Annotated in this window: 19 protein-coding genes; 6 read left to right on the top strand and 13 right to left on the bottom strand. The window is 71.2% G+C overall.

The window, feature by feature from the left end; all coding sequences use genetic code 11:
• Positions 1-268: 268 nt before the first annotated feature.
• A complete protein-coding gene (locus QM641_RS00005; RefSeq protein WP_415112162.1) occupies positions 269-1,657 on the top strand; it encodes a glycine--tRNA ligase in 1,389 nt (462 codons plus the stop codon).
• A 21-nt stretch (positions 1,658-1,678) separates the two neighbouring features.
• On the opposite strand, the gene pth is transcribed toward QM641_RS00005, so the two are convergent.
• The 10 genes from pth to QM641_RS00055 form a co-directional block, all read right to left on the bottom strand.
• Entirely contained in the window at positions 1,679-2,263 is a 585-nt protein-coding gene (gene pth, locus QM641_RS00010; protein WP_415112450.1) for an aminoacyl-tRNA hydrolase, read from the bottom strand.
• Between the two features lie 84 nt (positions 2,264-2,347).
• Positions 2,348-2,959, bottom strand: a complete 612-nt coding sequence (locus QM641_RS00015; protein ID WP_415112164.1) for a 50S ribosomal protein L25/general stress protein Ctc — start codon at positions 2,957-2,959, stop codon at positions 2,348-2,350.
• A gap of 380 nt (positions 2,960-3,339) precedes the next feature.
• Complete coding sequence (locus QM641_RS00020; RefSeq protein ID WP_415112166.1) at positions 3,340-4,377, bottom strand: alcohol dehydrogenase catalytic domain-containing protein; 1,038 nt, start codon at positions 4,375-4,377, stop codon at positions 3,340-3,342.
• Positions 4,377-5,159: an SDR family oxidoreductase gene (locus QM641_RS00025; RefSeq protein ID WP_415112168.1), complete on the bottom strand. Its 783-nt coding sequence runs from the start codon at positions 5,157-5,159 to the stop codon at positions 4,377-4,379. The genes QM641_RS00020 and QM641_RS00025 overlap by 1 nt, the downstream gene beginning before the upstream one ends.
• Positions 5,156-6,085, bottom strand: a complete 930-nt coding sequence (locus QM641_RS00030; protein ID WP_415112170.1) for an SMP-30/gluconolactonase/LRE family protein — start codon at positions 6,083-6,085, stop codon at positions 5,156-5,158. Before QM641_RS00030 ends, QM641_RS00025 begins: the two co-directional genes overlap by 4 nt.
• Positions 6,086-6,118: 33 nt before the next feature.
• On the bottom strand, positions 6,119-7,297 hold the full coding sequence (locus QM641_RS00035; RefSeq protein WP_415112172.1) for a substrate-binding domain-containing protein: 1,179 nt from the start codon (positions 7,295-7,297) through the stop codon (positions 6,119-6,121).
• On the bottom strand, positions 7,297-8,442 hold the full coding sequence (locus QM641_RS00040; RefSeq protein WP_415112174.1) for an ABC transporter permease: 1,146 nt from the start codon (positions 8,440-8,442) through the stop codon (positions 7,297-7,299). The genes QM641_RS00035 and QM641_RS00040 overlap by 1 nt, the downstream gene beginning before the upstream one ends.
• Entirely contained in the window at positions 8,439-9,977 is a 1,539-nt protein-coding gene (locus QM641_RS00045; RefSeq protein WP_415112176.1) for a sugar ABC transporter ATP-binding protein, read from the bottom strand. Before QM641_RS00045 ends, QM641_RS00040 begins: the two co-directional genes overlap by 4 nt.
• 81 nt (positions 9,978-10,058) lie before the next feature.
• A complete protein-coding gene (locus QM641_RS00050; RefSeq protein ID WP_415112178.1) occupies positions 10,059-10,880 on the bottom strand; it encodes an IclR family transcriptional regulator in 822 nt (273 codons plus the stop codon).
• A 17-nt stretch (positions 10,881-10,897) separates the two neighbouring features.
• Complete coding sequence (locus tag QM641_RS00055; protein WP_415112180.1) at positions 10,898-11,956, bottom strand: D-2-hydroxyacid dehydrogenase; 1,059 nt, start codon at positions 11,954-11,956, stop codon at positions 10,898-10,900.
• Between the two features lie 119 nt (positions 11,957-12,075).
• Between QM641_RS00055 and QM641_RS00060 the strand changes: the two genes are divergently transcribed.
• From QM641_RS00060 to QM641_RS00080, 5 genes are all read left to right on the top strand, one after another.
• A complete protein-coding gene (locus QM641_RS00060; RefSeq protein ID WP_415112182.1) occupies positions 12,076-13,008 on the top strand; it encodes an NAD(P)-dependent oxidoreductase in 933 nt (310 codons plus the stop codon).
• 69 nt (positions 13,009-13,077) lie between these two features.
• Entirely contained in the window at positions 13,078-14,529 is a 1,452-nt protein-coding gene (gene gndA, locus QM641_RS00065; RefSeq protein ID WP_415112184.1) for an NADP-dependent phosphogluconate dehydrogenase, read from the top strand.
• Positions 14,530-14,542: 13 nt separating this feature from the next.
• Positions 14,543-14,989: a VanZ family protein gene (locus QM641_RS00070; protein ID WP_415112186.1), complete on the top strand. Its 447-nt coding sequence runs from the start codon at positions 14,543-14,545 to the stop codon at positions 14,987-14,989.
• A 153-nt stretch (positions 14,990-15,142) separates the two neighbouring features.
• On the top strand, positions 15,143-15,871 hold the full coding sequence (locus QM641_RS00075; RefSeq protein ID WP_415112188.1) for a response regulator transcription factor: 729 nt from the start codon (positions 15,143-15,145) through the stop codon (positions 15,869-15,871).
• On the top strand, positions 15,868-17,337 hold the full coding sequence (locus QM641_RS00080; protein WP_415112190.1) for a sensor histidine kinase: 1,470 nt from the start codon (positions 15,868-15,870) through the stop codon (positions 17,335-17,337). Before QM641_RS00075 ends, QM641_RS00080 begins: the two co-directional genes overlap by 4 nt.
• Positions 17,338-17,554: 217 nt before the next feature.
• Here QM641_RS00080 and QM641_RS00085 read toward each other — a convergent pair whose 3' ends face one another.
• The 3 genes from QM641_RS00085 to QM641_RS00095 are packed head-to-tail and all read right to left on the bottom strand — an operon-like array spanning position 17,555 to position 20,452.
• Positions 17,555-19,114, bottom strand: a complete 1,560-nt coding sequence (locus QM641_RS00085) for an FAD-dependent oxidoreductase (protein ID WP_415112192.1) — start codon at positions 19,112-19,114, stop codon at positions 17,555-17,557.
• The gene (locus tag QM641_RS00090; protein ID WP_415112194.1) at positions 19,111-19,965 is read right to left on the bottom strand and encodes an FAD:protein FMN transferase; all 855 of its coding nucleotides are present in this window, start codon (positions 19,963-19,965) and stop codon (positions 19,111-19,113) included. Before QM641_RS00090 ends, QM641_RS00085 begins: the two co-directional genes overlap by 4 nt.
• Before the next feature lies 1 nt (position 19,966).
• Complete coding sequence (locus QM641_RS00095; protein ID WP_415112196.1) at positions 19,967-20,452, bottom strand: hypothetical protein; 486 nt, start codon at positions 20,450-20,452, stop codon at positions 19,967-19,969.
• Between the last annotated feature and the right edge of the window lie 16 nt (positions 20,453-20,468).

The raw sequence follows: 20,468 nt of genomic DNA on the forward strand, positions 1-20,468 counted from the left end.
CGAGTGAGACACTACGAAACGAAATCAACGTTGCAATAGCAGCTTGAACCCGCCCTTCATCCGCGACGATTTGCGCCAACCCACCGGATGCCACGCCCGCTTCACCAGGCCCACCTTGCCGCCGCAGCCTGAAGCCGCGACCATACGCGCCAACCCACCGGACTCCGCGACCATACGCGCCAACCCGAAGCGGCGTCCGCGCGACCTTATAGGATCGACTGGTCGCCGCGCCCCTTGCGGCAATCAGCCACGATACGGGGAACCACGCATGACACCGCACGAACGCCTCACCGCCGCCATCGCCCTGGCGCAGCACCGCGGGTTCGTCTACCCGTCCGGGGAGATCTACGGCGGCACGCGCTCTGCGTGGGACTACGGACCCTACGGCGTGGCCCTCAAGGAGAACATCAAGCGCCAGTGGTGGAAGACCTTCGTGCAGCGGCGCGCCGACATGGTCGGGCTCGACTCGGCGATCATCCTGCCGACCGCGGTGTGGGAGGCATCCGGCCATGTCGCTGCCTTCTCCGACCCGCTCACCGAGTCGCTCGTCACGCACAAGCGCTACCGCGCCGACCACCTCTTCGAGGCCTATGAGGAAAAGCACGGGCATCCGCCGGTCAACGGCCTGGCCGACATCCCCGACCCGGAGCACCCCGACAAGGTCGGTCAGTGGACCGAGATCAAGTCGTTCTCGGGTCTCGTGAAGACCTACCTCGGCGTCGTCGACGACGAGTCGGGCAAGCACTACATGCGACCCGAGACCGCGCAGGGCATCTTCACGAACTTCCGGAACGTCCAGCAGTCGATGCGCCGCAAGCCCCCGTTCGGCATCGCGCAGATCGGCAAGGCCTTCCGCAACGAGATCACCCCCGGCAACTTCATCTTCCGCACGCGCGAGTTCGAACAGATGGAGATCGAGTACTTCGTCGAGCCCGGCACCGACGAGCAGGCCCAGCAGGACTGGATGGACGCCAGTTGGGCATGGTTCCTCGACCTGGGCATGACCCCCGAGAACATCCGCTGGTTCGAGCACCCCAAGGACAAGCTCGCGCACTACTCGAAGCGCACGGTCGACATCGAGTACCGCTTCGGCTTCGTCGGCAGCGAGTGGGGCGAGCTGATGGGTGTCGCCAACCGCACCGACTACGACGTGGGCGTGCACGCCGAGGCATCCGGCAAGGACCTCTCCTACTTCGACCAGGCCCAGAACAAGAAGTACATCCCGTATGTGATCGAGCCGTCCTTCGGTCTGACCCGCGCGCTTATGGCGTTCCTGGTCGACGCCTACGACGTCGAGGAGGCCACGACCGCGGCCGGCAAGACCGACACGCGCACCGTGCTGCGGCTCGACCACCGGCTCGCACCCTACAAGGTCGCGGTACTGCCGCTCTCGCGCAACGAGGCGCTCACACCCACCGCGCGTCGTGTCGCCGATCTCCTGCGCGAGAAGTGGGACATCGACTACGACGACGCCCAGGCGATCGGCCGCCGCTACCGTCGCCAGGACGAGGTCGGCACGCCCTACTGCGTCACCGTGGACTTCGACACGCTGGAGGATGCCGCCGTGACGGTGCGCGAGCGCGACTCGATGGCGCAGGTGCGCGTGCCGATCGCTGGCCTCGTCGCCCACCTGGACGCGCTGCTCACCGGACTGTAGGAGCCCGGGCGGCACGGCCGTTCAGGGCCGGGGCGCGTGGTGGGTCCGCTGCGCGGCGAGGAGTCCCTCGGCGACCAGCTGCTCGACGGCATCCGCCGCGTCGCCGACGATGCTCGGCAGCGCCGCGCGCTCGCCGGAGGAGAACGGATCGAGCACCCAGTCGGCGGGGTCCTGCCGACCCGGCGGGCGCCCGATGCCCACGCGCACCCGCACGAAGTCGGGTGAGCCGAGCGCCTTCGCCACGTCGCGGACACCGTTGTGGCCGCCGTGACCGCCACCGGATTTGAGCTTGAGGGTGTCGAAGGGCAGGTCGAGCTCGTCGTGCACGACCACGACCCGCTCCAGCGGCACGCGATAGAACGCCACGAGCGCCGAGACGGGGCCTCCGGAGAGGTTCATGAAGCTATTGGGCTTGGCCAGCACCAGCTTCGGTCCGCCCGGACGCGACCACGCCTCGACCACGCGTGCACCCGCCTTGTGGACCCGGAAGGTCTCGCCGCGCCGGGAGGCGAGCTCGTCCACGACGAGCTGCCCGGCGTTGTGACGGGTCGGCTCGTAGCGGGGCCCGGGATTGCCCAGACCCACGATCAGCCACGTCTCGGCCATCGCTGCGCTCCCTTCCTCGGTCACCGTGCGGACAGCGGAGCCCGCCCCCTCGCCGGAGAGGACGGGCTCCATGCGGGCGGTGTCCTACTCGCCGGCGGCCTCGTCGGCGGCCGCCTCCTCGGCGGCCTCCTCGGTCTCGTCGCTCGCGGATCCGGCCGGGGTCGAGATCGCCACGACCAGGACGTCCGGCTCGGTCTGCAGGGTCGCGCCGCGCGGCAGGGTCAGCTCGGCCGCGGTGATGTGCGTGCCGTCCTCGAGACCCTCGACGTCGACCTCGATGTGCTCGGGGATGTGGGTGGCCTCGACCTCGAGCGCGACGCTCGGGGCGTCGAGGTTCACGATGGTGCCGGCAAACGGCTCGCCGACCACGACGATCGGGACGTCGACCTGGATCTTCTCGCCCTTCTTGACCACGAGCAGATCGATGTGCTCGATGACCTGGTGGACCGGGTCCTTCTGGACGTCCTTGACGAGCGTGAGCTGGGTATTGCCTGCCACGTCGAGCTCGAGCACGACGTTCGCACGACGGATCAGCAGCGACATCTGGTGGCCGGGGAGGGCGACGTGGACGGGGTCTGTGCCATGGCCGTAGATGACGGCGGGGATCTTGCCGGCCGCGCGCAGGCGGCGCGCGAACCCCTTGCCGAAGCTCTCGCGCGGCTCGGCTTGGACCTTGGTGTCGGTCTCGGTCGACATGATGGTTCTCCTTGCGGGCCACACGGCCCTGGTGCGGGATCTGGATTCGACTCGAACGCGCACGCGTGAGGAAAGCCGGAAGCCTGCATCACCGCGTCGATCACGGATGCCGCGCCCCTCCGGAGACCGGAGAAACGAGGCATCCCTCGCCGAAGTATCGTGGCGAGTCTACCAGCCGTCGCGCTACGATGAGGACGTCACGAAGCGCCCGAAGGGGGACCCATGGAGTACGGCTTTCTTTCGCACGCGCTGTTCTGGCTGCTCGGCCTCATGGCCCTCGGCGCGACCACCGCGGTCTCGATGGCGCTGTTCTCGATGGGGCGCCAGAGCTACCACGACTGAGTCGCGCACCGCGAACGGCCGCGTCCGACGGCACGCGGTCACGCGTCGTCGTCGAAGCGCAGCAGCACCTTCGACGAGCGCGACGCGTCGGCCGCCACCGCGAACGCCTCGGCGGCCTCGGCCACCGGCCGGACGTGGGTGACGACGCCGTCGACGACGAGCGATCCGTCCGCGAGCGCGGCGATGACCGCGTCGAACTCCGCCCCGAAACGGAACGAGCCGACCAGGCTCAGCTCGCGAGTGATCGCGGTGGCGATCGGCGCGGGGACGTCGCCTGCTCGTTGCAGGCCGAGCAGCACGACGGTTCCGCCGCGCGCAGCGGCCGACACCGCCCCGGCGAGCCCCGCGACGGTGCCGCTGGACTCGACGACGACGTCCGCGTGCAATGCGGCGATCGCGTCGGCGTCCCTCGCATCGAGCGCCCGTGCCCCTCGCGCCGCAGCCAGCTCGCGCGGCAGCGGATGCAGATCGGTGACCACGACGGATGCCGCGCCGTGATGCTGCGCGGCCGACACCACGAGCTGGCCGATGGGGCCGGCACCGATCACCGCGACGCTCCTGCCGCGTACGTCGCCCGCGCGCTCGATCGCGTGCCACGCGACCGCGGCCGGCTCGGCGAGGGCGGCCACGCGCAGGTCGAGCCCCGCCGGCACCTCGTGCAGCATGCGCGCCGGCAGCGCCACCCGGCGGGCGAAGGCGCCCTGCGTGTGCGGGAGGTGCATCGCCGAGCCGAGATAGGTCGAGGCCGGGGCGAGGTTGGGCCGGCCCGCCGGCCAGGGCGTCGCCCCGTCGCCGCGGGGGGTGAGCGGATGGACGGCGACCGGTGTGCCCGCCGCGGGGCCGCTCCCGTCGGCGGCGGCCTGCACCACCGTGCCGGAGACCTCGTGGCCGAGGATCATCGGCTCACGCAGGATCGACGCACCTGCGGCGCCGTGCAGCCAGTAGTGCAGGTCGGAGCCGCACACGCCGCCATAGGCGATCTCGACGATCGCCTCGTCGCCTGCCGGACGGGGCTCGGCGACATCCTCCACGCGCAGGTCACCGGCGGCGTGGACGACCACGGCGGGATTGCCCATCACACCACCGCCGTCATTCCGCCGTCGACGTACAGCGTCTGCCCGTTGACGAAGTCGCTCGCCCCGCTGGCCAGGAACACCAGCGCCCCCACGAGGTCGCGCGTGTCGCCCCAGCGGCCCGCCGGAGTGCGCGTGCGCACCCACCCGGAGAACTGCTCGTCGTCGACAAGCGCCTTGGTGAGCTCTGTGGCGAAGTAGCCCGGCGCGATCGCGTTGGCCTGGATGCCGTGCGGCGCGAGGTCGGCGCACAGTCCCTTGGTGAACATCGCGATAGCGCCCTTTGTGGCCGAGTACGCCGCGATCGACGGCCGCGCCAGCTGGGACTGCACGCTGCCGATCTGGACGAGCTTGCCGGAACCCCGCGCGATCATCCCGCGCGCGACGCGGCGGGAGAGATAGAAGACGCTGGACAGGTTCGTCTCCACGAGGGCCCGCCAGTCCTCGTCGGAGAACTCCGCGATCGGGGCGCGCCGCTGCACGCCGGCGTTGTTGACCAGGATGTCCGGGGTGCCGAGGTCCGCCTCCAGGGCGTCGATGCCGGCATCGACGGCCCCGGCATCCGTCACGTCGAAGACGATGCTCTGCGCCGCGGTGCCGGTCGCGGCGGAGATCTCCGCCGCCGCGGCGGCGGCCTTGGCCGCGTCGCGTCCGTGCACCACGACGGTGGCGCCGGCGGCCGCCAGCCCCTCCGCGAGCGTGCGCCCGATGCCCTGGCTGGAGCCGGTGACCAGCGCCGTCCGACCGGTCAGGTCGAAGGCCGCCAGCCCGGCGGGAGAGGTCACCGCGCCGCCGTCCGGACGGCACCGGACGGGGAAGGCATGCGGCTCACGCCCTGCACGGTGACCCGCAGCACGTACAGCCGCGAGGTCGCCGTGAGGTAGAGGAGGTTCCGCTGCGGTCCACCGAACTCGAGGTTCGACACGACCTGCGGCACCGCAAGCCTGCCGAGCTGCTCGCCGTCGGGATGGTAGACGTGCACGCCGTCCTCCGCCGCGGCCCACACCCTGCCCTCGGTGTCGATGCGCAGCCCGTCGTAGATGACGTCGGCCGTCGCGAAGGTCGACCCCTCGCCCAGCCGCGCGCCCTCGACCGGGAAGCGCACGATGCTGCGGTGCTCGCTGTCGCTCACGTAGAGGAATGCACCGTCGGGCGAGAACGCCAGCCCGTTCGGCCCGTCGAGCGCGTCGGATGCCGCGACCAGGCCGTCGTCCTCGCTCCACCGGTAGACGTTGCGACTGCCGATCTCCTCGTCGCCGCGATGCCCCTCGTAGTCGTTGCGGATGCCGTAGTGCGGATCGGTGAACCACACCGACCCGTCGGTGTGCACGACCACGTCGTTGGGGCTGTTGAGCCGCCGCCCCTGATAGGAGTCGGCCACGACGCTCGCCGAGCCGTCGTGCTCGAAGCGCACGACCCGCCGCCCACCGTGCTCGCACTGCACGAAGCGACCCTCGCGGTCCACCGTGCGCCCGTTGGTGAATCCGGCGCGGGCATCCCACGTGTGCACCGCGCCGCTCACCTCGTCATAGCGCAGCACCCGGTCATTGGGGATGTCGCTGAAGAGCAGGAACCTCCCCTGCGGCGAGTAGGCGGGACCCTCCAGCCAGCGTCCGTCGTCGAAGAGCACGCGCAGTTCGCGATCCCCGCCGATGCCCGCGAACCGCGGATCCAGTGCCTCGAACCTCGCCGGGATGCGCTCGTGCGTCATCCATCCGTCCTTCCTGTGCCGCGCGGGCAGATATCACTTGCCCCAGACCGTCTTGTACACGTCACGGTAGCCGCTCGACGGATCGAACACGTCACCATCCGGCACGTTCTGCTTCGTGATCAGGGCGGGCAGCGCGATGAACCCGGAGTCCTCCTCCCCCGCGAGGGCGCGGTTGGCCTCGTCGATCAGCTGCCAGCCCTGCAGCAGCAGCGGCTCGGCGACCGTCGCGGCCTGGTAGTCGACGTTGCGGATGCGCTGGAACTCGGCGGCGTCGCCGTCACCGGCGGCCACGGACTTGGGCGGCCCCGCAGGGTCGGTGCCCGCAGCGCGCAGCGCCTGCTGCGCACCGCCGAAGTAGTTGCCGTTGATCGCGAGGAGGTAGCTGAGCTCGTCGCCCTTCGACTGCAGCAGCTGCGAGATGATGCCCGGCATCCGCTGATCGGCCTCCGCGATCGGCGAGTCCTGGTAGGACAGCACCGTGCACGTCTCGCACGCCTCGACGTAGGCCTGCATCGCCTTGGCCTTCTGCACGGCGATGTCGTACTGCCCGTCGGTGAAGATCGCGACGCCGGCCGTGCCGTCGGAGTCGGCGACCGCGTAGGCCGCCGCCAGCTGCGACACCTGCAGCGGATCGGTCGTGATGTTCGTGAAGAGGCCGTTGCCGGGACCCACGGTGGAGCCGGCGTGCCAGCCGATCACAGGGATCCCCGCATCGCCGGCTTGACGGATCGTCGTGGCCTGCTCGGTCGGGTCGAACCCGCCGAGGATGATGGCCGCCGGCTGAGCGGCGATCGCCTGGCTCAGCGCGTCCGAGCGCCCCTGCGTCGTGCCCTTGCCGTCGTAGGCGTCGACGGTCCAGCCGATCGCCGCCGCCGCCTCCAGCACGCCCTTCTGGACGGTGTTGATGCCGCCGTTGGTGAGGTCGCTGCCGACATAGGCGACGTGCGCGCCGGGCTGCTGCGCCGTCGGTCCGCTCGTGGGCGGCGTGAAGCCGTCGGTCGAGTTCAGGCTCTTGTCGACGAGCTTCTTCGAGAAGTCGACGGCATCGCCGGTGGGCAGGATGGCGGTGAAGTCCGACACCTCTGCGGCGGAGCCCGTGTCACCCGTGCCGACCTTCGGGCTGTTGCATGCGGTGAGCCCGAGTCCGAGCGCGAGGGCCATCGGCACCGCGATCGCGGCCAGCACCGTGCGGCGGGAGGTGCGCTTGATCATCACCGGTCTTCCTTTCCAGGGGTGGGGGGCGTGGATGCCGCGACGGCAGCCTCGTGTTCGACACTGGCGATCGCCTGCGTGTCGAGCGGCTCGGGCCCGGGTGGCTTGGTGGTCACCGGTGCGCTGTCGGCGCGGGAGACGCGCTTGCGAGTGGCCAGCGAGGCGATCGTGATCGCGGCGACCAGCGTCAGGCCGTTGAACAGCGGCTCCAGGAAGAACTGACCCGGGAACACCTGCTGGAGGCCGGAGATGCCGATCGTGGTGATCGCGACGCCGAGGATCGTGCCGAGACCGTTCACCCGGCCCGGGCGGATCGTGGTGGAGCCGAGGAAGGCCGCCGCCAGGGCGGGGAGCAGGAACTCCGGCCCGATGTTCGCCTGCGCGACGCCGGCCTGGCGGGAGGCGAGCAGGATGCCGGCGAGGCCGGTGAGCATGCCCGAGGCGACCATCGCGCCCACGACGTACTTGCGTCGCGGGATGCCGGTGAGAGTCGCCGCCGCGGGGTTGGCGCCGACCGCGTACAGGTACCGGCCGACCGGCATGTAGTCGAGCACGAGCCACACCACGAGGGCGAGGACCAGCGCGATGACGAACGGGCCGGGGATCGGGCCGAGGGTCCACCGCGTCAGCTCGTCGAAGTACAGCGCCCGCTCGCCCTGCGAGTCGGTGACCTGCTGGCCGCCGGTGTACCAGTAGGTGATGGCGTAGATCACCTGCCCGGTGGCGAGGGTCGCGATGAAGGCGTCGACCTGGGCGAGCTCGACCAGCAGCGCGTTGAGCAGGCCGATCACCCCGCCGCCCACGAGCACCAGCAGGATCGTGAGCCGGTAGTCCAGCCCCTGTATCTGCCAGGACAGCGCCATCACCTGCCAGAGCCCGACGCCGTAGCCGACGGACAGGTCGATCTTGCCGGCGACCATCGGGATGGTGACGGCGATCGCGAGGATCAGCAGCACCGACTTGCTCGAGGCCAGCAGCTGGAAGTTCAGCAGCGACCCGAAGGTATCCGGCCGGAGGATGACGAACAGCGCGAACAGGGCGAGCGTGAGCAGCACCATGCCGTAATTGCTCGTCAGCTTCTGGAAGAAGCCTGCGCCGGGCCCAGGCTCCAGCGCGGTCGATTTGACGGACGTGTTCATGCTCATGCTGCGCTGGCTCCTTCAGGTGAGGCGGCGTGGCCGACGCTGGCCAGATCGGATGCCGCGGAGATCAGGTTCGGGATGGTGACGTCGGATCCGACGAGCTCGGCCACGATGCGGCCGCGCCCCATGACGATCGCGCGGTGGGCGATCTTGGCCACCTCCTCCATGTCGGTGGAGACGACCACCGCACCGGTGCCGGTGGACACGACCTGGCCGAGCAGATCGTAGATCTCGGCCTTCGCGCCGACGTCCACGCCCATGGTGGGCTCTTCGAGGACGACGATCTTGCGCCCGCGGCCGAAGCAGCGCGCCAGGATCGCCTTCTGCTGGTTGCCGCCGGAGAAGGTGTCCAGCGCCAGCTCGGGGTCGGCGGGGCGGATCTGGTAGGGCGCGAGGATCTCCCGCGCCTCCGCGCTCTCGCTGCGCACCGCGCGCGGCTGCCACCACTTCCGTCCCCACACGCCGGGGTTGTAAAAGAGGTTCTCCCGCACGGTGAGCCCCGCCCCCACGGCCTCGGACTCCCGGTTGGACGTGGCGAACGCGACCCCGACCTCGACGGCATCGCGCGGGTCGTGCGGCCGGTACTCCTCGCCGTCGAGCGTCATCCGCCCCCCGGTCGGGTGCGTCGCGCCGGCGATGGCGCGGCCCAGCGCCTCCTGGCCCGCCCCGCGCAGCCCGCAGATCGCGAGCACCTCGCCCTCTCGCACCGTGAGGTCGATCGGCTCGGTGTCGCCGACCCGGAGGCCCGACAGCACCAGGCGGTCGCGCTCGCCCGGCTCGCCGATGCGGGGCACCGTGGTCTCGCGTCCGACGATGAGCTCGACCATCTCCTGCGGGGTGAGATCGTGCACGGCGCGCTCGGCGACGAGCCGGCCGTTGCGCATGATGACCGCGCGCTGGCAGATGTCGTAGGTCTCGTCCAGGCGGTGGGAGACGTAGATCATTCCCACCCCGCTCTCGCGCAGTCGGCGCAGCACCACGAACAACCGCTCCACGTCGCCCTGCGGGAGGGACGCGGTCGGCTCGTCCAGCACGAGCAGCTTCGGCTTGCTGACCAGTCCCCGCGCGATCGCGAGCAGGCTCCGCTCGGCGCGCGGTAGGTCGAAGATGCGGGCGCGCGGATCGATGCCGCCGCCGATGGTGTCCAGCACCTCGTCGGCCTGCGCCAGCATCCCCTTCTGACTGAGCAGTCCGAGCCCCGTGCGGGGGTAGCCCAGACCCAGCGCGATGTTCTCGGCGACGGTCATCCACTCGATCAGTCCCAGGTTCTGATGCACGAACGAGACCTGTCTGCGGACTCCGGGCGCGTCGATGTCGGCGCCGGAGAGCAGGATCGTGCCGGAGTCCTGCTTGTAGACGGCCGCGAGCATCTTGATCACGGTGGACTTGCCTGCGCCGTTCTCGCCCATGAGGGCGACGATCTCGCCGGCGTGGATGTCGAACGAGACATCATCGACGGCCTTGGTGGCGTAGAAGGACTTGGTGAGGTGCTGCACGCTCAGCAGAGGCGCGCCCTCCGAACCTTCGTTGTGCTCCACATCATCTCCTTCGAGTGTGGTGTTCTGAGAAGAAGATACCGGTGGAGCGAACAGAGTTCAATACTCTGAACACGACTGTTCTCAGGAATCGGCCTCCGCGCCCGGCCGAGGGTCGCTGATGGGCTGCATCGGGTTCTCCATCAGCCGCTCCAACTCGAACAGCTCCGCCAGGATCGTCTCCTGCTGCAGGTCGGAGGTGGCCGCGGTGAGGAACGTGCACCCGATCGCGAGCGCCGGCGAAGAGCTGGAGCGCGGCGGCATCCGCACCGCGACGCCGGAGATGCCCGGATGCACCTCGTTCTCGTCCACCGCGTAGCCGCGCCGGCGCACCAGCTCGAGCTTGGCGAGCAGGTCGGGAAGGGTGCGCACGCTCTGCGCCGTGCGGCGGGGGAAGGCCGCCGGATCGCGGAACAGACGCGCGACCTCGTCGTCGGGAAGCGCGGCCAGGAGGGCGTTTCCCACCGCGGTGGGAGCGGCGGGGAACCGGTCGCCGATGCCGGCCGTCAGCCGCAGCGGCGCGCTGCCCTCGTGTCGGGCGAGATACAGCACGTCGGAGCCGTCGAGCATCGCGATCTGCACGACCTCCTGCGACAGCGCGGCCGCGGTGGCGCAGTAGCGGTAGAACTCCCGCACCTCGTTGAACGAGTGGATGTAGGCGCCGCCGAACTCGACCGTGCGGTGCCCGAGCAGGTACCCCGCCTCGACCCGCCGGATCAGTCCGGACTCCTCCAGCACCACGCACAGGTTCGACGTGGAGGACTTCGGGGCCTTGAGCGCGCGGGCGATCTCGGTGAGCCCGACCGCCCTGCCCTGGGCCTCGGTCAGGATGCCGAGGATGCGCACTCCGCGCCGGAGAGCCGGAGCGGGGTCACGGGCGGAGGAGTCGTCTTCATCGACGGACATGCGCGCCTTCCGATCGCTCAGTAGAACTCGACAGTGTCGACGACCGCGCGAAGCGCTCGCCCGTCCAGGAGCCGGGTCGCGTTGTCGGCGAAGCGGCGTGCGATGCGCTCCTCCTCCTTGCTGCTCAGCGCCGCCGTGTGCGGGCTGATCAGCACCCGCGGATGCGCCCACAGCGGCGAGTCGGCCGGCAGCGGCTCGACGGCGAACACATCGAGCGCCGCGAACGACACCCTGCCGTCGTCGAGGGCCGCCAGGAGCGCGGTCTCGTCGATCACGCTGCCGCGACCGATGCTGGCGAGGATCAGGCCGGGGCGCGCGGCGGCGAGCACCTCGGCGCCGATCAGCCGGTCGGTCTGCGCCGTCCCGGGAAGGGTGACCACGAGCGCGTCCACCTCGGCGACCGCCTCGACGAGCTGGTCGAGCGGGACGAGACGCTCCACGCCCTCCACCGGCTCGCCGGAACGCGTCGTGCCCCACACCCGCGCGCCGAGCGCGTCGAGCAGGCGAGCGCACTCCGACCCGATGCCGCCGAGACCGACCACGAGCACGGTCAGCTCGTCGACCTGGCGCATCTCCCATCGCTCCGGCCACGTGCGCGCGGCCTGGTCGGCGACCAGCCGCGGCAGATCCTTGGCGCCTGCCAGCACGCCGAAGACGGCGAACTCGGCCAGCGGCCCCCCGTGCACGCCGGCGCTCGTGGTGAACACGATGCGTGCGAGGGCTGCGGCATCCAGCCCCGCCGCCTTGATCTGGCTGCCCCCGCCGGCGGCCATGGTCATGACCCAGCGCAGGCGCGGGTTGGCCGAGACCGTGCGGGAAAGGGCGGCGGGATCGACGTCGGGGATGCCGAACAGCACGTCCGCGCTGTCCACCATCGCCTCGAACGCCGCCTGCTCGGCGGGGGTGCGCACGAACGACGGATCCCCCGACCAATCGGCCGGCCCGCGCATCGGGGGAACGAGGCGGTGGTCGCGGACGACCTCCAGCCGAGGCTCGAGCTCCTCGATGAGGCGGCAGTGCGCCTCCGACAGCGGCACGGCCACGACCGCCCGCAGCTTCTGCTCGATCCCGGGCATCCCGCTCTCCTCCCTTGAGCAGGATCCTGCTCCGTCGGCCAGAGTCGCCGTGACCATACCCTAGCTTAGGACAACCGGTTGGACCACGTCCGTCCGACTGAACCACTACCATGTCTGGCATGAGCGACATCCCCCCCGCCGACGAGGTCCGCCCGACATCGACCGCGGCCCGGCCCGACGTCGTCGGGATCGTCGGCGTCGGCTCGATGGGCACCCCGGTCGCCCAGCATCTGCTGGCCGCCCGCGGAACGCTCGTCGTCCACTCGCGCTCGCCCCGCCCCGACCTGGTCGCCGCGGGTGCCACGTGGGTGGCGACCCCGCGGGAGCTCGCCGAACAGGTCGACGCGCTGGTCGTGTTCCTGCCTGACCTCCCCGACCTGGAGGGCATGCTCGACGGGCCGGACGGGCTGCTGGCAGGCGCCGGCGACCTTCTCCTGATGATCGGGTCGACCTCGTCTGCCCCCGGCGTGCGCGCACTGGCCGATCGGCTCGCCGAGCGGACCGCCGGGCGCGTGCGCGTCGTGGACTGCCCGGTCTCCGGCGGCGAGGACGGGGCGCGCGCCGGGGCCCTCTCGATCATGATCGGCGGCACCGAAGCCGACGCGGCCCGCGCCGCCGGCATCCTCGCCCCCTGCGGCACCCCGGTGCATCTCGGGCCGCTCGGCGCCGGCGAGGTCGCGAAGGCGTGCAACCAGCTGGTGGTCGCGGCCACGATCCTCGCCCTCGGCGAGGCCACCGTCCTGGCCGAGCGCTCCGGCCTCGACCTCGATGCGCTCTGGACCCTGCTGGCGGGCGGCTACGCCGGGTCGAACGTCCTGAACAGCCGCAAGGACAAGCTCGTCACCGGCGACGACTCCCCCAGCGGCCTGGCCAAGTACATGGTGAAGGACCTGCGCTTCGCGAACGACATCGCCGAGGCGACCGGGACCGACGCGGTGATCCTGCCCGCGCTGCGCGCCGCGTTCGACGAGCTCGTCGAACGCGGCTACGGCGACCGCGACATCGCCGTCTCGCGGCGGTTCGTCGCCGAGCGCAGCACACCTGCGCACTGACGGGCCCGCCCGCTACTGTGAAAGGACCCGCGTCCTGCCGGGCCCCCACTTGATCGGAAGGCTCTTGCCATGACCTCTGACCGGACCGCCAACATCGGAGTCGTCGGACTCGCCGTGATGGGATCGAACCTCGCCCGAAATCTCGCCAGCCGCGAGGGCAACACCGTCGCCGTCCTCAACCGCAGCCGCACGAAGACCGACGCGCTCATCGCCGAGCACCCCGAAGCCGAGTTCATCCCCGCGTTCTCCTACGAGGAGTTCGCCGCGTCGCTGCAGAAGCCCCGCACCGCGATCATCATGGTCAAGGCCGGGCGGCCGACCGATGCCGTCATCGACGACCTCATGAGCGTGTTCGAGCCGGGCGACATCATCATCGACGGCGGCAATTCGCTGTTCACCGACACGATCCGCCGCGAGAAGGCCGTGCGCGAGCGCGGCTTCAACTTCGTCGGCATGGGCGTCTCCGGCGGCGAGGAGGGCGCGCTCAACGGCCCGTCGCTCATGCCCGGCGGGCCCGACGAGGCGTGGACGACGCTCGGCCCGATCCTCCGCACGATCGCCGCGGTCGCCGAGGGCGAGCCGTGCGTCACCCACGTCGGCCACGACGGCGCCGGCCACTTCGTGAAGATGGTGCACAACGGCATCGAGTACGCCGACATGCAGCTGATCGCCGAGGCCTACGACCTCATCCGCCGCGGCACCGGCAAGACCCCCGCCGAGATCGCGGACATCTTCGCCGAGTGGAACCGCGGCGAGCTGGAGAGCTACCTCATCGAGATCACCGCCGAGGTGCTGCGCCAGACCGATGCCGAGACCGGCCGCCCGCTCGTGGACATCATCGTCGACCAGGCGGGCGCCAAGGGCACAGGGGCCTGGACCGTGCAGACCGCGCTCGACCTCGGCGTGCCGGTGTCGGGCATCGCCGAGGCGACCTTCGCCCGCTCGCTCTCGTCGCATCCGGAGCAGCGCGTGGTCTCCGGGGGCCTGCCCGGACCGAGCGAGGCCCTGCAGGTGGGCGACCCCGACGCCTTCGTCGAGAGCGTGCGTCTAGCCTTGTACGCCTCGAAGATCGTCGCCTACTCGCAGGGCTTCGACGAGATCCGCGCGGGCGCCGCGCAGTACGGCTGGACCATCGACCTCGGCGCGGTGTCGAAGATCTGGCGCGGCGGGTGCATCATCCGCGCCCAGTTCCTCAACCGCATCGCCGACGCGTACGACGCCGAGCCCGGACTTCCGGTGCTCCTGAGCGCGCCGTACTTCGTCGAGGCGCTCGGGCGCGCCCAGGACGCGTGGCGCTCGATCGTGTCGACGGCCGCGACCGCCGGCATCCCCGCCCCCGCCTTCTCGTCCTCGCTCGCCTACTACGACGGCCTGCGCGCCGAGCGGCTGCCGGCCGCGCTCATCCAGGGTCAGCGCGACTTCTTCGGCGCGCACACGTACCGCCGCGTCGACAAGGAGGGCACGTTCCACACGCTGTGGTCGGGCGACCGGTCGGAGATCGCCGCCGAGGACACGCACTGAGTTCGTCGGAGTGATGGTGCGAGCACGGCGTGCGGCATCGCGCGCCGTGCTCGCCGTCCTCTCCGCCGCCTACCTGTGGGCGGTGGGCTGGCTGACGCTGCGCGCCCGGCCCTACGGCGCGGACGTCTCGGAGGTGCTGGAACGCCTGCTCGCCTGGTTCTCCCGGCACCGGGTCACCGAGTGGATCACCCTGGAGCGCATGGAGTTCGCCGCGAACATCGCGATGTTCGTGCCGCTGGGCGTGTTCGCCGTGCTCTGGTTCGGCGTGCGCGGCTGGTGGTCCGCCCCGGTGCTGGGCCTCGTACTCAGCGGCGCGATCGAGCTCGCCCAGGCGCTGCTGCTCGACACGCGCGTGCCCGACGTGCGCGACCTCGTGGCCAACACGATCGGCTCCGTGGTCGGGATGCTGCTGATGCTGCTCCTCGCGTTCCTCCTCGTGCCGAGCCGGCCGCGTCGATAGTCGTCGTCCTGCGCGGGACCTGCGATCGGCGGCATCCCGTCGCACGACTCGGAACGATCCTCAGTCGCGTCATCACCGGTTCCGACACGATCGACAGCCTTAAGATCGGGTCTACATAGCACTCGCAAAGGAAAAGGGTTCATCATGGTGAACATGACCTCAACCGCACCTGAGCTCCGCCGGCCAGACGGCACTCCCCCACGCGTGCTCGTCGTCGACGACGAGCAGATGCTGACCGACCTCCTCTCGATGGCGTTGCGCATGGAGGGCTGGGAGGTGCGCACGGCCCCGTCCGGGCTGGAGGCGCTCACCGTGGCGCGCGAGTACGCGCCCGACGCCCTGGTCCTGGACATCATGATGCCGGGCCTTGACGGCATGGGAGTGCTGCAGCGGCTGCGACGCTCCGGCAACGATGTCCCGGTACTGTTCCTCACCGCGAAGGACTCCGTCTCCGACCGCGTCGCCGGTCTCACCGCCGGCGGAGACGACTACGTCACCAAGCCCTTCAGCCTCGAAGAGGTCGTCGCACGGCTGCGCGGCCTGATGCGCCGGGCCGGCACGGCCCGCACCGACCTCACCGACCCGGTGCTGCGCGTGGGCGACCTGTCGCTTGACGAGGACTCCCACGAGGTGGAGCGCGACGGCGAGCTCATCGAGCTGACCGCCACCGAGTTCGAGCTGCTGCGCTTCCTCATGCGCAATCCGCGCCGCGTGATGTCGAAGGCGCAGATCCTCGACCGTGTGTGGAACTACGATTTCGGAGGCCGCTCGTCGGTCGTCGAGCTGTACATCTCCTACCTGCGCAAGAAGATCGATCACGGCCGGGAGCCGCTGATCCACACGGTCCGCGGCGTCGGCTACATGATCAAAGCCCCGCAATGAGCCCCGGCCGACGGCGCTGGAGCCTGCAGGCGCGCCTGATGGTCACCGTCATGGGCATGGTGGCCCTCATCCTCGTCGGCAGCGCCGTCGCAATCGGCGCGCGCGTCGGCGACGCGCTGATCGGCTCGCTGGATTCCACCCTGGATGCCTCCACCGCCGCCCTGCGCCTGTTCGAGCCGGGCCCGGGGGAGCTTCGCGGCGTGCGCGACGCGGCCGCCGTGCTCTCCACCGGCCGCCAGCCGGAGGGCTACCTGCTGCTGCTCGACTCGACCGCCGGTGTCACCGCCGCAGTCGTCACCGCCGACAGCGGGGTGACCGCGCTCAGCGCGGAGCAGGTCGCCGCAGTGGTCGCGACCCCCGACAACGGCTTCGCGACCATCACCGTACCGGACCTCGGCACATACCGCGTGGTGCCGTTCCGCGCGGGCGATGTGGCCGGCATCGCCGGGCTGCCGCTGGGCACCGTCAACGCCACGATCACGCAGATCCTCTGGGCGATCCTCCTCGTCACCGCGTTGGGGCTCGTCCTGCTGGCTGCGGCCATCGCCGTCGTGCTGCGCCGCTCGCTCAAGCCCCTGGAGGCGGTCGCGGACACCGCGACCCGCGTCGCCGCGCTGCCGATGGCCGAGGGTGCCGTCTCGATCGCGGAGCGCGTTCCGGTGGCCGAGGCCGACGCGCGCACCGAGATCGGTCGCGTCGGCATCGCGCTGAACACGCTCCTCGACCACGTCGGCTCGTCCCTCGATGCCCGTCAGCGCAACGAGGAACGGATGCGGGCTTTCGTCGCCGACGCGAGCCACGAGCTGCGCACCCCGCTGGCGTCGATCCGCGGCTACTCCGAGCTGTCGTTGCGAGCCCTGCAGCAGCTGCCCGGACCGGAGGCGGCGACCACGACGACGTCGGCGTTGGAGCGCATCCAGGCGCAGTCGGTGCGCATGACGAGCCTCGTCGAAGACCTGCTGCTGCTGGCGCGCCTCGACGAGGGGCAGGAGCTCGTCTTCGGTGCCGTCGATCTCACGCGGCTCGCGATCGAGGCGGTCGCCGATGCACGGGCAGTCGGCACCGACCACGAGTGGATCCTCGATGTCGGCGACGAGCCGGTCGTGGCCGCCGGCGACGTCGCGCGGCTCCACCAGGTCGTGGCGAACCTGCTCGCCAACGCTCGAGTGCACACTCCCGCCGGGACCCGCGTGACCGTCGCGGTCCTCGTGGTCGGAGGCGAGGCTGTTGTGCGGGTGAACGACAACGGCCCCGGCATCGAGAAGGCCGTCGCCGGCGAGCTGTTCGAGCGCTTCTCCCGCGGCGACCGCTCCCGCGCGCGGCAGACCGGAGGCACGGGCCTCGGGCTGTCCATCGCGCGGGCGATCGTGGTGGCCCACCACGGCTCGCTCACGGTGGACAGCCGCCCAGGCTCGACGACCTTCGAGCTGCGCCTGCCCGCGCGGCCCGCCGATCCCGCACCCTGAGCCGCGCCCTGACACAGCCTGTCCCGCGCCCTGAGTCACGGCATCCCACCACCTGCCTGGCGAACCCTCACTGCGCGTCGGCGCCAGTCTCCTGCTCCGGCCCGTACGAATATGTGGCGCTGTTGCAGACTTCTGGCGCCATCGCAGAAGGGGGTGTGGCGCCGTCGCAGGAAAGTGTCACCAACAGGGCAGGAGGCCGAGAGGGGGCGAGGCGGGGTCAGTAACCGGAGAAGGCGTCGGTCGTGACCGAACGAGCTCGCTCCCACACCGGAGCGAGCTCGGCGATCAGCCCCGGCGGGCCCGACACGTACGCGTGACGCGCGTGGATGTCGGGAACGAGCTGCAGGAGGCCGTCGGCATCCAGCCGCGCGCCACCGGCCCACCGCCAGTGCGACGGCAGCCCGGCAGGCCGGTCGCGCGTGAAGACGACGACCGGGATGCCGGAGGCCTCCAGCTCCGGACGGAACGCCAGCTCCGCAGCCTCGGACGCGACGTAGACGAGCACGATGTCGCGCTCGCGCGCGTCGGCGCCGAGCTCGGTCAGCTGCGACACGAACGGCGTGACCCCGATGCCGGCGGCGACCATGAGCACGGGGCCCGACGAGCGACGCGGCAGCACGAAGTCGCCCCACACCCCGGTGACGGCCAGCGCGTCCCCCGGTGCGACCGCGGCGAGCGCCCGCTTGTACGTGGACTGCACGGCGCCGCCCTCGCGCAGCGCGATACGGAGCTCGGGGAGCTCTCGCGGAGCGGAGACGATGCTGAACTCCCGCCGCGTGCCCCGCGCATCGGGGTGCGCGTGCGGCACCTCGAGCTCGACGTACTGACCGGGCACGAACCGGAGCCCGCGCCCCGCCCGGAAGGTCAGCTCGCGGACGGTCGGAGTCAGCGTGCGACGCCCCTCGAACCGCAGCCGGACGGCGGAGCGGGCGGCGAAGCAGAACGCCACGACGTTGCCGACGAGGAGTGCGCGCTCCTGTCCGAGGCTCACCTCGCCGAGGTCGATCGGCCAGCCGGCGAGAACCCCGACGACGACTGCGACCGCGAGCTGCTGCCACCGGCGCGGCGGCAGGGTGAGGGGCTCGGAGAGCATGAACGCGCCGAGGAACAGGAACGGCGACGACCACACGACCGACCAGAACACGGTGGCGAGGTCGAGCGGGATGCCGGCGGCCTGATACTGCACGTTCACTCGCACGACCGCGACCACGATCGCCACGAGCACGAAGACGCCGACGACGCGCACCTTCTCGGTGCGCAGGAGCACCACGAGACCCAGGACGATCACGGGCGCCGCCAGCAGGGGCGTGCCCACCCACCACGACGACGCGCCGAGACCGGGGAGCCACACGCTCACGACCGTGAGTACCGCCGCGCCCGCCGCGGCGGGGTTGAACAGGTGCCGCCCGCGCCACGCGAGCAGGTACTTCGAGGCCGATGCGACGGCGCCCGCGAGCGCGAGTCCGGCAAGGCCCGCCGGATCGAGCGTCGGCCGCAGCACGAACAGCAGGATGAGCGCGGTGATGAGCGATGACTCCAGGCGCCAGGAGGAGCCCAGCACGCGGTGGGAGACGGCATCCACCGCCGCGCACACGGCCACGAGGACCGCCAGCGCTGCCATGAGCTCCAGCGGCCCGATCGCGAGGGCGTCCAGCAGCGACAGCGTCAGCGCGTAGGCGGCGAGCATGCCGAGGCACAGCAGGACGAGCCGGTACATCGACACGCGGCCGAGGACGGCGAAGACGCGGTTCCACCTCGCGGTGAGCGCGCTCGTCATACGAACAGCTCCGCTGCGCAGCCCGGGGACCACTCCAGGCGCCCGTCGCTGGTCATGCGCACCCACGGCACGCCCCTGGCGTGGGCGAACGCGGCACCGCCGTCGAAGAAGAGGGCAGTGGCGACGGCGTCGGCGACCATGGCGGACTCGGCGACCGCCCACGTCGCCGCGATGGTGCGGACCGGATGCCCCGTCCGCGCGTCCAGCACGTGATGCAGGCCCTCGCCCCACACGCGCCGATTCGTCGCGGAGGCGCACAGCGCGGCATCCCGCACCTCCCACACTCCCACCGCGCGGGTCGGGTCGAACGGATGCTCCAGCCCGATGCGGTCGCCGCGTCCGCGCACCGCGACGTCGCCGCTCGCGTCGACGACCGCCTCGCCGTCGGCGGCCACGACCTCCAGCACCCGGTCGACGAGGCGACCCTTGCCGACCGCGCCGACGTCGATCGTGGCGGGCTCGGTGAGCATCAGCCGCTCGGTCGTCCAGGAGAGCACCGCGCGCCAGTCCGACGGCGCAGGCTCCGCGCCGCGATCGACGAACCCGTAGTGCGCGTCGTAGCCGCGCCGGGCGAGCACCCCGCCGACGAGCGGGTTGACCGCGCCGGCGGTGGCCTCGTCGAGGTCGGCATAGACGGCGAGCATGGCGGCGGCATCCGGCGGCGCGTCCACGACACCGGCGCCGCGCGCGAGAGCGCTCACGAGCGAGTCGTCACGGAAGCGCGACCACTCGCGGTCGAACGCGTCGACGAGGGCGGAGACAGCGTCGCGCACTCCGGCCGGCAGCGGGCGAGGAGTGTCGATGCGCCAGCGGGTGCCGATCGCGTCGAACTCCCAGCGGTCGCCGGTCACGTCACGCCTTCGCCTCGGCCTTGATGATCTCCAGAGCCTGGTTGAACCCGCCGCTGGTGAGCGACGATCCGGCCACGCGACTGACCGCGAGCTCATCGATGGGCTTGCCGACGACCACCTCGGCGATGCCGCCGATGAACTCGCCCTGGAACTGCACCGACTCGCGCTTGCTGGGGTTCCCGGTCACGCTCACGGCCGTGACGACGTCGTCCTCCAGGGTCACGGTCACGGTGATCGTCTCCACCGTCTCGGGCGTCGCGTACGAGCCCTCGGCGGAGTAGGTCCCGTCGACGTACGTGCTGTCGGGCTCGGCGACCGCCGCGGCGGTCTCAGTGGGCTCGGCGGTCGCGGTGGCAGTGGCGGTCTCGGTCGTCTCGGCGGCCGGCGCGGACTCGGCCGCGCAGCCGGTGAGGAGCACCGCCCCGACCACGGATGCCGCGGCCGCTGTCGCGCGGGCGGGTCGAGCAAGGGCGGGGGTGGGGATCATGGACGGTCCTCTCGTT

The organism is Microbacterium sp. (assembly GCF_047605725.1).
In the GTDB taxonomy this organism is placed as follows: Bacteria; Actinomycetota; Actinomycetes; order Actinomycetales; family Microbacteriaceae; genus Microbacterium.

Excerpts from the sequence above, each read along its gene's own strand:
- QM641_RS00080 (WP_415112190.1), top strand. The coding sequence starts at position 15,868 with ATGAGCCCCGGCCGACGGCGCTGGAGCCTGCAGGCGCGCCTGATGGTC.
- QM641_RS00040 (WP_415112174.1), bottom strand. The coding sequence starts at position 8,442 with ATGAGCATGAACACGTCCGTCAAATCGACCGCGCTGGAGCCTGGGCCC.
- QM641_RS00060 (WP_415112182.1), top strand. The coding sequence starts at position 12,076 with ATGAGCGACATCCCCCCCGCCGACGAGGTCCGCCCGACATCGACCGCG.
- QM641_RS00005 (WP_415112162.1), top strand. The coding sequence starts at position 269 with ATGACACCGCACGAACGCCTCACCGCCGCCATCGCCCTGGCGCAGCAC.
- QM641_RS00055 (WP_415112180.1), bottom strand. The coding sequence starts at position 11,956 with ATGCCCGGGATCGAGCAGAAGCTGCGGGCGGTCGTGGCCGTGCCGCTG.
- QM641_RS00085 (WP_415112192.1), bottom strand. The coding sequence starts at position 19,114 with ATGACGAGCGCGCTCACCGCGAGGTGGAACCGCGTCTTCGCCGTCCTC.
- QM641_RS00020 (WP_415112166.1), bottom strand. The coding sequence starts at position 4,377 with ATGGGCAATCCCGCCGTGGTCGTCCACGCCGCCGGTGACCTGCGCGTG.
- QM641_RS00015 (WP_415112164.1), bottom strand. The coding sequence starts at position 2,959 with ATGTCGACCGAGACCGACACCAAGGTCCAAGCCGAGCCGCGCGAGAGC.
- gndA (WP_415112184.1), top strand. The coding sequence starts at position 13,078 with ATGACCTCTGACCGGACCGCCAACATCGGAGTCGTCGGACTCGCCGTG.
- QM641_RS00095 (WP_415112196.1), bottom strand. The coding sequence starts at position 20,452 with ATGATCCCCACCCCCGCCCTTGCTCGACCCGCCCGCGCGACAGCGGCC.
- QM641_RS00075 (WP_415112188.1), top strand. The coding sequence starts at position 15,143 with ATGACCTCAACCGCACCTGAGCTCCGCCGGCCAGACGGCACTCCCCCA.
- QM641_RS00070 (WP_415112186.1), top strand. The coding sequence starts at position 14,543 with ATGGTGCGAGCACGGCGTGCGGCATCGCGCGCCGTGCTCGCCGTCCTC.
- QM641_RS00050 (WP_415112178.1), bottom strand. The coding sequence starts at position 10,880 with ATGTCCGTCGATGAAGACGACTCCTCCGCCCGTGACCCCGCTCCGGCT.
- QM641_RS00030 (WP_415112170.1), bottom strand. The coding sequence starts at position 6,085 with ATGACGCACGAGCGCATCCCGGCGAGGTTCGAGGCACTGGATCCGCGG.
- QM641_RS00035 (WP_415112172.1), bottom strand. The coding sequence starts at position 7,297 with ATGATCAAGCGCACCTCCCGCCGCACGGTGCTGGCCGCGATCGCGGTG.
- pth (WP_415112450.1), bottom strand. The coding sequence starts at position 2,263 with ATGGCCGAGACGTGGCTGATCGTGGGTCTGGGCAATCCCGGGCCCCGC.